The sequence below is a fragment of the Streptomyces sp. NPDC055632 genome (assembly GCF_053618675.1).
Window position 1 is genome coordinate 129,314 of sequence record NZ_JBSHHY010000004.1, and the last position, 12,185, is coordinate 141,498.

The window sequence follows — 12,185 nt, forward strand, 5'->3', positions numbered from 1 at the left end:
GATCACAGCATCAGGTCGACCGCGCCACCGGTTCCGCGGCCGTGGACAGCTCCGCCCGGTGCCGGCTGTTGGCCCTGATCAGCACGTCGAGTGCATCCCGGGTCTCGATCAGGTGGGCGATGTCGGCGTCGATCCGGTCGCGCTCGCGCATCATCGCCGTGAACGTCTCCTCGGCGACGCCCAGGTCACCCGGGACGTCCACACACGGCAGCACGGTCGCGATCACCCGGCTGGACATCCCCGCGTCGAACAGCTGCCGGATGAGCGACACACGCTGAACCGCGGCATCGGAATAGTGGCGCTGCCCCGCGCCGGAGCGTGAGCTGGTCAACAGTCCCTGGTCTTCGTAGTACCGCAGTGAGCGCGGACTCACGCCCGTGCGCCTGGCCAACTCGCCTATCCGCATCTTTGAGACCCTACGCCCACAGCCTCCAGTTTCAGTCCGCCGAGTACGCCAGCACTGGCCGGCAAGCGCTCAACATCCTGGCCGACCCCGACGCAACCTCAGACGCTGGCCTCGCGCTCTTCCACGCATGCCGGCCGACTACCGCGCAAGGTCACAGGTGCCGGAAGCGATCCTGAGCAGATCCGGCGGCGTGCCGGAGAACGCGGTGGAGCGACGAGGAGCGGCATGGACAACGTGAAGATCGTCTGGGTGCAGGACGGCCGAGAGCGTGGGTCCGCCGTCACGTACAGCCCGTCGGCCGCCGAGACCTACAAGGGCTACAAGGAGGCCGAGGACGGCGTCTCCGACGTACGGATCGTCCCCGCTCAGCCCTGAATCTCCGACGGCGGCGGCACGAAGGAGCGGGCGCCGTCGGCGGAGTCCTTCTCGTCTGTCGGCACGGTTGACGCCGCAGGCCGGCGGGGCTTGGGTGGAGGAGCACGTCCACGGCGAAGGGAGCCGGGCATGGAGCGGGTCAGGCGTTCGGCTCGTCTGCCACGGTGCTCGCGCTGTGGGGGCGGGCTCATCGTGAGCGCGGTGGCGCCGGAGACCGACGAGCACGGGCGGCCGATCCACCTGGAGCTGTGCGCGGCATGCGACACCGGCGACGTCGACCGCCCGGCGGCCGGCCTTCTCGCCCAGTGGTTCACCGACGGCGGCGGGAAGGACGCCAGCCGCGCCCCGGAGGGCGCGCACCTGCTGACGGAGTGGGCCGAGGAGTGCATGGCCGCTCATGGCCGGTACGGGTGGGACACTCCGCCCGAGCAGACCTGAACGGCCGCGCTGTCAGCCTCGCCACTTGGGATCTGCCGGGTATCCGTTGGCAAGCCACCAACTGTCGATGTCGCCCAAGCCGGACAGGTCGGGGTCCGGCAAGCCCGGGTCCACCATCACCTTCGCGCCTTCCGGCACCGGTGTCACCTTGATGCTCCCGCTGTCCGACCCGAGGCTGAACGTCCTCAAATCCTCCAGGGCCTGTGCCTGACCGCTGCCGATCGGAAGGTCGACCGCGAAGTGCCGGGGACTGCCTGCGCCGCGTGCTCCCGCGCGGATCAGCAGGCGCACCGCCTCGGTGAAGCACTCCGGCCCGCCCACGACGATCCGGTAGTGGGGACGGTCCTGTGGCACGGCCTCATCATCCCGCGCGGGCTGTACGGCTTGGGGACGGCAGGTCTCGCACTGCATGCCTTCGTCCACCACGCGTACCTGGTCGCAGGACGCGCACAGCCAGGAGTCGCACTCTTTGCAGCGGCTCGGGGCGGCGTAGTCCGTCGCGTAGACCTCCGCGTCCTGGGGCAGCCGCGTGGCACAGGGGCACGTCGCACGTCGCGCAAGCCGCGCCTGCCGTGCGGCCTCCACTTCGGCGGCTTGGCGCTGTCGCTCCGGCTCCCCCTTCGCCCACTCCCTTACTCGTTCCGCGGCCCTGATCTCCCGTGCCCGGGAGCATTTCGCGCGCTCTTCTTCGCTGAGGTGGATCCAGCAGGCGGCGACGGGCGTCGGCTCTCCCTGAATCACGGGCCAGTCCGTCGTCCTGACCTGGCAGCGGCGTGCCGTGGTCTTCGTCATCCGGTTACACATCGCCTCGTCCGCCGGCCCGGGAAGAACGACGGGGACAGGCGATTCCCGAGGGACTTCCGGCTCCTGCAGGAAGGCGCAGACGGAGCAGTAGGCATCTGGACCTGTCACCGCCCTGTCGGCGCAGGCCGCGCACAGCCACGCGTCGCATGCCGGGCAGCGATACTACGAGCCATGAGACAGTGAGTACCGGCCGATCGTGTCCAGAACCGGGTGGTCCGCCTGGCGCATTACGCAGAGAGGACACAGATCCGGCGGCGTCGACGGTGGTGCGGTGTCGGTGTGCGGCATTCGCCCATCATGCCCACCGAGGCGTGACCGTGCCGCCGCTTCGCGGACCTCCGGCTCAGTGCGCGTCTCGGAGGCCCGCCTCGTACTACGGGACTGAGAGCCGGTTCTGCCCGGGAGTGCTTCGGTAGCCACGCCATTGCGGAAGGCTGTAGCGGGTGACCAGAGTCCACGCGGTCCGGGTGGCGTCCTCCACCCATGCGTGTCCTGCAGCGGGCAGGCCTCCCACCCCGCGCAGTGACTTGGTGATCTGCTCCTCGGAGATGTGCGTGTTGCCTTTCCCGAGGTACTTCAGGACGTACACCGCGAGGTAGTCCACATCATGCCCACAGCCTTGGCCACTGAAGTCGGACATTGGCAGCTGCCTCCTGGGAGGGCGCAGTGAACAGAGTGGCACCGCAGATCATCACTGCCCTGGAGCAGGCATGTGCCGCTATTGGACGTAACTGCCCGATTCTCGGTCTGCGACGGCTGAGACCGCCCTCCTCGGGCTCGGGCACGGCTCGCCGGAGTGAGGCTTTTACCAAGCTGCTGCGGGCTACCTCAGAAGTGCCTCAGGAGTGCCGCCTCCTACGGCAGCACGCTGAACGATGAACGCCATGAAGCTGACTGATTGGCTCCCTCTCGCCACCGCAGTAGCCGGTCTCGTGGCTGCCACGGTGACCTACCTCATCGGTCGCCACGCATCCCGGACCACGTGGAGCTCGAAGACGGCGGAGTGGCAGTATGCCTCCGTCGTCGCCTTCTTCGACGCCGCCATGGACTTCTTCGCCCTCGAAGACCGGCTTCCCGGCTCGAAGAGCGGTGGGGTGCCCTCGACTCCTCTTGACGACGTCTGGACCTGACCGGTCCGGGGCCGCTGGTGGACAAGGCCCGTCCGTTGTACGGGGCCGCGAGCGAACTGCGCGACAGCAGCCGTCCCCCCACGTGTCTGGGCGGTCTTCGGAATCGTGCGTACGAGGACTACATGGAGCTGTCGCAGCGGTCGGACCGCGAAGAACGCGCTGGCCGCATGGTAGAGAAGTCGGGCCTCTACGACGACTACGCCCAGGCGAAGCAGGCGTACAAGCGCCTTTACGAGGCGACCCGTCCCGGCTCGAAGGTGGACTGGGAGAAGGTGAAGAAGGCCGCCGACGGTTGGGCGGATCTGTTGGCGGACAAAACAGACGGCACGACGGGGAATGCTGTGACCGGTCACGAGATCGCCGCCACGCTGGACGGGCACGGAGCCCCGCAGGAGTTGCACCTGGTGCAGATCCAGGCGAAGGCGCGGCTGAAGGCGGAGGTGGAGAAGTTCGTGCCGACGGTCCGGGGGGGAGCTGGACGGAGACCGCATGAGGCGTCACTGCTGACCCTGAAAGACCTGAAGGGTTACCTCGCGGCCAGTCTGTCGCATACCCCATAGGGTGCGAAGTGCTTGGTCCTCGGCAGCTCGAATGTCGAGGACCAGGTGTTTTGTACGAGCAGGTCTACAGCTCGATGCCGATGTGCTCGATGTCGGTGAGCCGGATCTCGATGCCATGAGCCCTCGTGTTGTTGGCGCGGAAGTACATCTCCGCGAGGCCTTCGGCCGCGATCTTCTGGAGTTGCTCTTCAGTGTCGCCACGCTCGCGGGCGGTGAAGAGCTTGCCGACATAGATGGGCGGCAGGGCCTGGGTGATGTCGCGGATGCGGGCCTCGTCAGTGGTGCCGGCGGCGGCCTCGTACCCGAAGGAGGCGCGGGTGGAGACGACGGTGCCGCCGGTGGTGACCACCTCCTGCCGGGCCTTGGCCCTAATCTGCGACTGCCAGCGGCGTTTGACCTCGCGCTCTAGGCAGTCGCGCAGGTCCTGGCGGGGGCGCTTGAGCTTGCCCGCGATGTAGCGCTCCACGGTGCGCTGAGAGATCCCGAGCGCCTGGGCGGCCGCCTTGGTGCCGCCGAACTGCCCGACGAGGTAATTCATCTGCGCGCCGACGCTCTTGGGCGCCGGGCGGGTGAAGACCTTCGCGAGCGCGTTGTCGAGGCTGTCGGTGAGCTTGTTGGCCAAGGTCCGCTCCCCTTCTCCTGCGGTCGGGTCGTCCTTGATGAGGTTGGTCAGGTTGAAGCCGCCTCGCTTCTCGAAGAGCCGTTCGGCCCACAGGACGGTCTGGGTGCCCTGGTGCTTGACCAGGCCCGGGGAGACGCCTAGGACCTGTTGTGAAAGTGTTGGTAGCGGCTGCTGTGGTTGAGCAGTTCGAGGTGAAGGAGGGCCGTGACTGCTTGGGATGGCGCCTCGGCTGCCGCTAACTATGCCGAGGTTCGGCAGTACTGCTCGGTCTCGGCTCAGGCTCTCGAGGCCGCAGGTTTGCCGCCCGCAGAGCGATGGGACGAGAGTGGCGGGACGGCCTTCTACTGGCCGAAAGGCGATCCTGTGCTCGCTCATGGGCCCTGGGTGAACGGAATCGTCGTGTTCTGGGGAGCCAGAGGTGCACGTCGAGGCTGGGGCTGCGCTTCCCTCGATGCAGCTGGCAGCCCCTTGCTTGAGGCCACAACCTGGCTGCCCGTTGCTCCCTCCGTTGCCCCCGGTCTGCTGGCCGAGCATCTTCGGCGTCTGTTCGCCGAAGGCGCTGTGGCGCCTGAGTTCGAGCGTTGATGGAGCGACTGAGGTGTTCGATGGCCTCGGGCAGAAACAGCTCCAACACGCCGATGGCGTTGCCGCGGTTGGTGACCGGGGCCAGGACCCGCTTCTCCTGCGCGCTGTCGGGGACCAGGAGGAGCTTCTGGGTGCGCAGGACCTCGTCGTAGACGCTGTCGGCCAGCGGAACCTGGTTGGCCTGGCAGCCCTGCTGCGAGGCCGTCTCCTCGCTGACCCGCACCACCCTGCGGCCGGCCAGATCGACGAACAGGAACGACACGTACCGTGCACCGAACCGTTCCCGCAGCTTGTGCGCCACCACGTCGAGCGAGGTCACCGGCGCGGCGTCTTCCGTTGCGGCTGGTACCTGGGCCAAACCCATCCGGTCATCCGTCGTCGCCTCCCAGCACCTCTTCCTCCATGCCACACAAGACCGGACCCATCCCACTTCCGGCCTACGCCCCCCCCGGGGCGGGGGCCGGGCACGGTTCCGACTCGCGCCGTAGACAGCGGTGAGGCGACGTACGACGGGCCCGCACCCCGGTGGGCGCGGGCCCGTCGTACGTTCTCGCCCGGGCGCGGGAGCGTTCTACCGGCCCGGGCCGAGGGCGTTGTCGTTCAGGGAGGGGGCGTTGGTGGCCGAGCTGTACCGGGTCTGTGAGCCGCCGACGGTGACGGAGGTGGCCGCCTGACTGGCGTAGACGGTGCTGTTTGATGCCGCGCTTCCGCAGCAGGCGGCGGTACTTGTCGAAGTCGTAGCCCCGGTCGGCGTACAGGTGTCGGGGCTTGCGACGTAGACGTCCCCGCAGACCGATCGGCGGGATGGCGTCGAGCAGCGGTAGGAGCTGGGTGACGTCGTGCCGGTTGCCACCGGTCAGGGTGACGGCGAGTGGGGTTCCGTGACGGTCGACGATCAGGTGGTACTTCGAGCCGGGACGGGCGCGGTCGACGGGCGAGGGACCGACATGATCTCCCCCTTCGGGAACCCGGACGTGCGACTCGTCCACGGAGCGGTCGTCCAGGTCCAGCAGACCGGCACGGCGAAGCTCGGTCAGCGGGGCAGCACATAGGCGCGGCCACACGCCGACCTCGGTCCAGTCCCGCAGCCGGCGCCAGGCCGTCACACCGGAACAGCCCACGGTCTCCGCGGGGACATCGCCGGCCCGCCGGACGTCACGGGCCTCGGCTCCGGCGAGCCAGGCGCAGGAAGAGGAACGGTGCACCTTCAGCAACCGGCACGGGAAAGCGACGGGATGGGTGGTCTTCTCCGCCTCGATGAACGCGTATGTCTCGCTCACCGGTCGCTTTCCTTCGCGAAGAAGACCGCGGCTTTTCGCAGCACCTCGATCGTCCGGGCCTGTTCGGTGACGAGCTTGCGCAGCCGCTTCAGCTCCTCACGTTCCACGATCGTCGGCTCGCCAGGCCGGCCCTCGTCACGGTCGACCTTGGCCCGCTTGTACCAGCCGTGCAGCGACTCCGGACTCACCCACGGTTCCCGGGCGACCTCCGTCACCGACCGCCCGGTCGAGTCGACCAGCGCGACCGCGTCCCGCTTGAACTCCGCCGTGTACCGCTTCGTGTACTTACTTCCCACCTGGCACTGCTTCCCCTGGGCCCACACGTCCCAGTGTCCAGGTGCCCACATCGACGGGGAGCTTCACTTCTACCGTCTCGGTACGGCCTCCACCGTCTGCTTCAGCCGATTCAGTGTCGTGGCCATGCCGGAGCGGTTGACGCGGATCCGGACCGCTGGTGACGTGCCCGCGGCGGCCCGGCCGAGGAGGTCCGCAACGCGCCCCCGGTATCCCCGACGCAGGTCGTGCCAGTACTGGGTGACGTGTGTGGATCCGGAACCCGTCATGGTGTCGTCGTCCGCCGGTCGGAGCAGGAACCTCCAGGAAGCCAGGGGCAGCCCGGCGATCGAGACGCGAAAGGCGAACTCCTCGGGAGCGTCGGAGCGAGTCACGCGGCAGAAGGTGAACCAGCGGCGGTATCCGTTGCGGTTGAATCCGAGGAACGCGGGACCGGGGTTCCCGAGCGCGGGGAGGATCCAGATACCGACGCACTCGGGGCTCCACTCGGGCATCCTGCGTACGTCGCTGAGCGCGGCAAACACCTCCTCGGGCGGTGCCGCGATGACGACAGACTCACGCAACTCCCACGTTCGCGTCCATGCGCCGTCCTGTGCGTTCACGAGATCGCCCTTCATGATGACCGTCCTGTCGTGTCCCGCTCCGGAGTGCCGCTCAGCGACCCGTGTCCACGGCGGCGGGCTCGCAGGCGCACGGGGGACCGGCGGCTGTGCCGGGACAGCAGTCGGCAGTCTCCGCTCTCCGCGATCGCGCGGTTGTACGGACCGCAGGGGAAAGTTCCGTCTCCCCTGTCGGCAGGGGCTGCCAGCCGGGCCTGCCCAGCAGATGGCGCGCCCGGTCACGCCAGCACGTGGCGCGCGCCAGGTCGCGTCCGATGGCGGCGTACTCGTGCGAGACGATGCGCAGGGGGTTGTAGGTGTCGATGTTCTTGGTGAGTCCGTAGTGGGGGCGTTCGGTCTCCTCGGCCCAGGTGCCGAACATCCGGTCCCAGATCATCAGGATGCCGCCGAAGTTCCGGTCGAGGTAGCCGCCTTGCGAGGCGTGGTGGACCCGGTGGCTGGAGGGCGTGTTGATGGTCCGCTCGATGATGCGGGGCAGCCTGCCGATGCGATCGGTGTGGAGCCAGAACTGGGTCAGCATGTTGATCGCGCCGCACAGCAGGATCGCCCAGGGCGGCACGCCGGCCAGGGCCAGCGGGATGTAGAAGATCTGCGAGGTCAGGCCGGTCCAGGGTTGGCGGACCGAGGTGGAGAAGTTGTACCTGCGGCTGGAGTGGTGGACCACGTGGCTCGCCCACAGCACGCGCACCAGATGGTGCTCGCGGTGCATCCAGTAGTAGCAGAAGTCCTGGGCCAGCAGGATCAGCGGGAAGGTCACCCAGGTGACCTCGACCCGCAGCGGGGTGAGTTCGTACAGAGCGACGAAGACGGCGACCGCGATCATCTTGTAGAGGACGTCGACGACCGCTGCGCCCGCGCCCACGGCGAAGCTGGCGGCGGTGTCGCGGACCCCGTAGCCGCTCGCGTTCTCGTCCGGGTGGAGCCGGTAGTAGATCATCTCGACCACGACCAGGAGCACGAAGAGGGGTGCGGACAGGGCCAGCAGGGACGTGTTCTCCATCGGAGCCTCCTATCGGAGCGATCCGCTCCGAAAGGAGTATCGGAGCGGAACGCTCCGACAGGCAATACCTTGGACGCCATGAAGAACTCGGATGCCGCAGGATCACGCGCGGGCAGCCGCTTCGGACGCCAGGCCGAGGCCGAGCGCAACGACCTCCTCGTGCTGTACGCGGCTCGCGCCGTCTTCGCGGAACAGGGCGCCGACGCCCCCGTCTCCGCCATCGCCACCCGGGCGGGCGTGGGGATCGGCACCCTCTACCGCCGCTACGGCAGCAAGGAACAACTCCTCCAGCGACTGTGCTCCATCGGCATCGCCCGGACGATCGCCGAGCTGGGCGTCGCACTGGAGGCCGAAGGCACCGGCTGGGAGGTGCTCGCGGACTACATGGCCGCGGCGGTCGACGCGCGGGCGGGCGCCTTCGCCGCCCTGGCCGGGACGTTCAGCCTGCCGGAGGAAGTCACCGCCGCCAACGAACAGGCGAAAGCCCTGGCGGAACGGTTGTTGCGCCGGGGCCATGACGACGGGACCGTCCGCGAGGACGTCACGACGCTCGACATCACGCACGTCATCGAAATGTTCAGCCGATATCCCCGTCGCACCGAGGAGGACGACCACGCGCGCCGCAGGATGCTGACCTTGACCCTCGACGGCCTGCGCGCCCGGTACACCGGGCTTCCGGGACCGCGCCCCGACTGGGCCGACTACCACCGCACCTGGGACGAACCGGGCGAGCCCTCCTGACAGGATTCGCCGTCCGTTCGCTGCGCGCACCCCATAGGCAACGTTGACGGGCCGTCACTTCACTGCCCAGAATGCGCAGGCGTTGGAGAGCGTTGACTCGCCTTTCCTTGCTCCTCGGTCGAAAGGAACAGCCGGCTTGCTCACGTCTGCCCACCCCCCACACCGCCGCGCCCACCGGTCCCCCCTCGTCGTGCGCACCGCGGAGACCCTGGTCACCGCCACGGCCCTCCTCGCCCTGCTCGCTCCCGTGGCGGACGCCGCACCCGCCCGGACTACCGCTGCTGCCGCTCCGGCAGCCGCAGTCGCCTCGGCCGCACTCCCGACCCGTACCGCCGAGATCACGCTCGATTCGTGGATGGAGCAGTTGCGCGGCTCCGTCGGCGACCGTCCTTTCAACCGCATCGTCATGCCCGGAAGCCACGATTCCGGATCGTGGAGCATCACCAAGAACAGCGGCATGTGCCCGTACGGCGAGAGCGCCGACGTCGCCCGTAACTGATCGTTTCAGAATGAGGTTCGGAGACGTCGCAAGCAGATGATGCTGCAGGCGAGTTGGAGCAGCCCGAGGTGGAGATCGGCGCGTATCTCGTAGCGGGTGCGGAGTCGTTTGAACTGGTGGAGCCAGGCGAAGGTCCGCTCGACGACCCAGCGGGTCTTGCCCAGGCCGGAGCCGTGTGGGACACCGCGTCGGGCGATCTTGGGTGTGATGCCGCGGGCCCACAGAATGCGGCGGTACTTGTCGTAGTCGTAGCCGCGGTCGGCAAAAAGCCGGCCCGGCCGGTGCCGCAGCCGCCCGCGGACTCCTCGGATGCGGGGGATCGCGTCCAGCAGGGGCGTCAACTGGGTGACGTCGTGCCTGTTTCCGCCGGTCAGCGAGACGGCAAGAGGAGTGCCATGCCGGTCGACGATCAGGTGGTGCTTGCTGCCCGGCCGCGCGCGGTCGACCGGCGAAGGTCCGGTGTGAGCCCCCCTTTCAACGCCCGGATGTGCGAGCCGTCGATCGCGCAGTCGTCCAGGTCCAGCAGGCCTGCCTTGCGCAGTTCGGCCAGGAGAACTTCATGCAGGCGGGGCCAGACACCGGCCTCGGTCCAGTCCCGCAGCCGCCGCCAGGCCGTCACCCCGCTGCATCCGGTCCGCTCGGCGGGCACATCTCTTCAGCTCACGTTCTTGCGCAGCACGTACACGATGCCCCGCAGGGCGGCGCGGTCGTCCGCGGGCAGGCGTCCGGGATACCGGTGTCGCCGCGGCGGGCGGGGCGGCAGCAGCGGGGCGAGACGTTCCCACAGGTCATCAGGCACAAGATCATCCGACACCCGAACCACTGTGCCGCCACCCAACCCGACTGCCAAGCCCCTACGCCGAACTCATTCTGAAACGATCAGTAAGTGGCCTGCCCTCGCTGCCAGCATGTCCCGCACCCAGAGCGGCTCGCTCACCCGTCAGCTCGAGGCGGGAGCACGTTACTTCGATCTTCGGCTGTGCAAGGTCGACGGGGCCTGGTACACGTACCACGGCGGACCGCGCGGCGGCCTCTTCTTCGACCGGACCGCACCGGACGGCACGGTCACGCGCGGCGAGGTCGGCGAGGTCGCCGACTGGATCGCCCGCCATCCGCGTGAAATCGTCACCGTCAAGCTCATCACCGCCGCGCCCCCCGAGACCGCGCGCGCCGACAACCAGGAGGCGCTGACCCTCCTGGCGAACGCCTTGGGCGGCGGCGCGGGCCGCCCCGCGCTGGCCGACGACTCGCTGACACCGACGTCGACCTACGACCAGTTCATGGCGGCCGGCAAGCACGTCGTCCTCATCGACGTACGCGGGGACTCCGGCCACCGCTGGACCTGGCGGCAGTTCGCCCTCTCCTACCGGGGAAGCTACGTCGAGGTCGACAAGGACTGGCAGGACATCCTCAAAGAGGTCTTCCTGCCCGGCACCCGTCAGCGCAACTACGACGCGGTCAAGCGCCGTGGCGACGAAGTCCTCGGCCGGGCTCCGGGAGTTCACGCCGACGAGCTCTTCGTCCTGCAGAGCATCGTCGACCCCACCCATTCCATACCGGACGCGGCGGTCGCCCAGGCGCTCGGCGTCCTCCGGCTCCTCTCCCCCACGGTCGCCGACAACTACCTGCTGACCCTGTCGCGGGAGCTCAACAGCCAACTGCTCGGGAAGCTGCGCCAGGACTGGAACCACTCCGACGTCGCCGAGAACATGAACATCATCATGACCGACGACGTCAACCAGAACGGTGCCGGAGTCGGCGCCGGAGAACTCCAGCGGGAGATCGTCTCCAGGAACCTCCAGGTCAAGACCACCCCGAACACCTACTACCACACCGGCCTGTCACCCAGTGGCGAATGGACGCCCGCCACCGCACTCGGCGGAGCGGGCGACTCCTTCCGCTTCTCCGGCGGCCGGCAGTCCATCGCCCCCACGCCCGACGGAGGCCTCCAGGCCCTGGGCATCGGCCTGGACGGCAACGTCTGGCACACCGTCCGGTACCGCGACGGCTCCTGGCAGCGGTGGAACGTCCTGCCGGCCGCCGACAACAAGACCCCCGGCTTCAAGGCCACGGACGTCTCGATCACCGCGATGCCCGGCGGCGACGCCCAGCTCGTCGCGGTCGGCCGTGACGGCCTCGCCTACCACAACATCCGCTACGCCGACGGAGGATGGCAGGGCTGGGCCGCGATGCCCGGCCCCGACAACGGACTCGTCCGGGCGAGCCGGGCCGCGGCAAGCGGCATGCCCGACGGCTCCACCCGCGTGGTCGCCTTCGGCGCCGACGGGGCGATGCGTCTGACCACCCGCGCGGCGGACGGCTCCTGGAAGCCGTGGGCCAAGGTCCCCGGCGTCGGCTCCACCGAGTTCGCCGGCCACGACCTGGCGATCACCGCGGCGGACCGGGAGGCCCAGATCGTCGCCGTCGGCCTCGACGGCAACATCTGGCACAACGTCGTACGCACCGACGGCAGCCTCCAGGGCTGGCGCACCCCGCCCGGCGACGGCACGCCGACGATGGCCGCCCGAGCCGTCGCCGTCGCGGGCGCCGCGACCGGAGAGAGCCGGATCCTCGCGATCGGCACCGACGGCAACGCCTACCACTCCCTCCGCCGCGCGAACGGAACCTGGGAGCCCTTCCGGCCCGTGCCGGTCGGCCCGAGCGACCGACCGGCGTTCCCGGCCACCACGATCAGCATCGCCCTCCACTCCGGTGGATCGGCACAAGCCCTGATCGGCGCCCGCTGACGCACCAGGTGCCTCGCCGGACGGCAGCATGACGGACCAGTACTGCAACGGTCCTTGTCGTGACGGTTTACAGGTGGTTCGTTG

General features: G+C 68.8%; 13 protein-coding genes and 2 pseudogenes. 7 read left to right on the forward strand and 8 right to left on the reverse strand.

What is annotated here, in order from left to right:
- Positions 1 to 10: 10 nt before the first annotated feature.
- The gene (locus tag ACWGSR_RS07925; RefSeq protein ID WP_453564475.1) at positions 11 to 406 is read right to left on the reverse strand and encodes a MerR family transcriptional regulator; all 396 of its coding nucleotides are present in this window, start codon (positions 404 to 406) and stop codon (positions 11 to 13) included.
- A 225-nt stretch (positions 407 to 631) separates the two neighbouring features.
- Here ACWGSR_RS07925 and ACWGSR_RS07930 point away from each other — a divergent pair, with 225 nt between their 5' ends.
- Together ACWGSR_RS07930 and ACWGSR_RS07935 are read left to right on the forward strand one after the other, a co-directional pair.
- Positions 632 to 781 carry a hypothetical protein gene (locus ACWGSR_RS07930; protein ID WP_376231303.1) on the forward strand — a complete coding sequence of 50 codons (150 nt, stop codon included), beginning with the start codon at positions 632 to 634 and terminating at the stop codon, positions 779 to 781.
- A gap of 129 nt (positions 782 to 910) precedes the next feature.
- The gene (locus ACWGSR_RS07935; protein ID WP_453564477.1) at positions 911 to 1,219 is read left to right on the forward strand and encodes a DUF6300 family protein; all 309 of its coding nucleotides are present in this window, start codon (positions 911 to 913) and stop codon (positions 1,217 to 1,219) included.
- A 12-nt stretch (positions 1,220 to 1,231) separates the two neighbouring features.
- Here the strand turns inward: ACWGSR_RS07935 and ACWGSR_RS07940 are convergent, their stop codons facing one another.
- On the reverse strand, positions 1,232 to 2,011 hold the full coding sequence (locus ACWGSR_RS07940) for a hypothetical protein (protein ID WP_453564480.1): 780 nt from the start codon (positions 2,009 to 2,011) through the stop codon (positions 1,232 to 1,234).
- An 896-nt stretch (positions 2,012 to 2,907) separates the two neighbouring features.
- On the opposite strand from ACWGSR_RS07940, the gene ACWGSR_RS07945 reads away from it, so the two are divergent.
- Positions 2,908 to 3,153 carry a hypothetical protein gene (locus ACWGSR_RS07945; RefSeq protein WP_453564483.1) on the forward strand — a complete coding sequence of 82 codons (246 nt, stop codon included), beginning with the start codon at positions 2,908 to 2,910 and terminating at the stop codon, positions 3,151 to 3,153.
- Positions 3,154 to 3,275: 122 nt separating this feature from the next.
- Positions 3,276 to 3,713 carry a hypothetical protein gene (locus ACWGSR_RS07950; RefSeq protein WP_453564485.1) on the forward strand — a complete coding sequence of 146 codons (438 nt, stop codon included), beginning with the start codon at positions 3,276 to 3,278 and terminating at the stop codon, positions 3,711 to 3,713.
- 64 nt (positions 3,714 to 3,777) lie between these two features.
- Here the strand turns inward: ACWGSR_RS07950 and tpg are convergent, their stop codons facing one another.
- The 5 genes and pseudogenes from tpg to ACWGSR_RS07975 all read right to left on the reverse strand — a co-directional run bounded on the left by tpg (position 3,778) and on the right by ACWGSR_RS07975 (position 8,114).
- The gene (gene tpg / locus ACWGSR_RS07955; RefSeq protein WP_453564487.1) at positions 3,778 to 4,335 is read right to left on the reverse strand and encodes a telomere-protecting terminal protein Tpg; all 558 of its coding nucleotides are present in this window, start codon (positions 4,333 to 4,335) and stop codon (positions 3,778 to 3,780) included.
- A 1,247-nt stretch (positions 4,336 to 5,582) separates the two neighbouring features.
- A pseudogene (locus ACWGSR_RS07960) lies at positions 5,583 to 6,056 on the reverse strand (transposase); the annotation flags it as partial.
- A gap of 140 nt (positions 6,057 to 6,196) precedes the next feature.
- Complete coding sequence (locus ACWGSR_RS07965; RefSeq protein ID WP_453564489.1) at positions 6,197 to 6,496, reverse strand: transposase; 300 nt, start codon at positions 6,494 to 6,496, stop codon at positions 6,197 to 6,199.
- A 69-nt stretch (positions 6,497 to 6,565) separates the two neighbouring features.
- Positions 6,566 to 7,111, reverse strand: a complete 546-nt coding sequence (locus tag ACWGSR_RS07970; RefSeq protein ID WP_453564491.1) for an SRPBCC family protein — start codon at positions 7,109 to 7,111, stop codon at positions 6,566 to 6,568.
- Positions 7,112 to 7,148: 37 nt separating this feature from the next.
- Entirely contained in the window at positions 7,149 to 8,114 is a 966-nt protein-coding gene (locus tag ACWGSR_RS07975; protein ID WP_453564493.1) for a sterol desaturase family protein, read from the reverse strand.
- Between the two features lie 78 nt (positions 8,115 to 8,192).
- Between ACWGSR_RS07975 and ACWGSR_RS07980 the strand changes: the two genes are divergently transcribed.
- Both ACWGSR_RS07980 and ACWGSR_RS07985 read left to right on the forward strand, forming a co-directional pair.
- Positions 8,193 to 8,855 carry a TetR/AcrR family transcriptional regulator gene (locus ACWGSR_RS07980; RefSeq protein WP_376231290.1) on the forward strand — a complete coding sequence of 221 codons (663 nt, stop codon included), beginning with the start codon at positions 8,193 to 8,195 and terminating at the stop codon, positions 8,853 to 8,855.
- Positions 8,856 to 8,991: 136 nt separating this feature from the next.
- A complete protein-coding gene (locus tag ACWGSR_RS07985) occupies positions 8,992 to 9,354 on the forward strand; it encodes a hypothetical protein (protein ID WP_453564497.1) in 363 nt (120 codons plus the stop codon).
- Positions 9,355 to 9,359: 5 nt separating this feature from the next.
- Here the strand turns inward: ACWGSR_RS07985 and ACWGSR_RS07990 are convergent.
- Positions 9,360 to 10,168, reverse strand: a pseudogene (locus tag ACWGSR_RS07990) (IS5 family transposase).
- A gap of 94 nt (positions 10,169 to 10,262) precedes the next feature.
- Between ACWGSR_RS07990 and ACWGSR_RS07995 the strand changes: the two are divergent.
- Positions 10,263 to 12,101, forward strand: a complete 1,839-nt coding sequence (locus tag ACWGSR_RS07995) for a hypothetical protein (protein WP_453564499.1) — start codon at positions 10,263 to 10,265, stop codon at positions 12,099 to 12,101.
- Positions 12,102 to 12,185: the final 84 nt, after the last annotated feature.

Bases quoted from the DNA above. Each gene is read 5' to 3' on its own strand.
- ACWGSR_RS07925 (WP_453564475.1), bottom strand. From the start codon at position 406: ATGCGGATAGGCGAGTTGGCCAGGCGCACGGGCGTGAGTCCGCGCTCA.
- ACWGSR_RS07930 (WP_376231303.1), top strand. From the start codon at position 632: ATGGACAACGTGAAGATCGTCTGGGTGCAGGACGGCCGAGAGCGTGGG.
- ACWGSR_RS07935 (WP_453564477.1), top strand. From the start codon at position 911: ATGGAGCGGGTCAGGCGTTCGGCTCGTCTGCCACGGTGCTCGCGCTGT.
- ACWGSR_RS07940 (WP_453564480.1), bottom strand. From the start codon at position 2,011: ATGACGAAGACCACGGCACGCCGCTGCCAGGTCAGGACGACGGACTGG.
- ACWGSR_RS07945 (WP_453564483.1), top strand. From the start codon at position 2,908: ATGAAGCTGACTGATTGGCTCCCTCTCGCCACCGCAGTAGCCGGTCTC.
- ACWGSR_RS07950 (WP_453564485.1), top strand. From the start codon at position 3,276: ATGGAGCTGTCGCAGCGGTCGGACCGCGAAGAACGCGCTGGCCGCATG.
- ACWGSR_RS07970 (WP_453564491.1), bottom strand. From the start codon at position 7,111: ATGAAGGGCGATCTCGTGAACGCACAGGACGGCGCATGGACGCGAACG.
- ACWGSR_RS07975 (WP_453564493.1), bottom strand. From the start codon at position 8,114: ATGGAGAACACGTCCCTGCTGGCCCTGTCCGCACCCCTCTTCGTGCTC.
- ACWGSR_RS07980 (WP_376231290.1), top strand. From the start codon at position 8,193: ATGAAGAACTCGGATGCCGCAGGATCACGCGCGGGCAGCCGCTTCGGA.
- ACWGSR_RS07995 (WP_453564499.1), top strand. From the start codon at position 10,263: ATGTCCCGCACCCAGAGCGGCTCGCTCACCCGTCAGCTCGAGGCGGGA.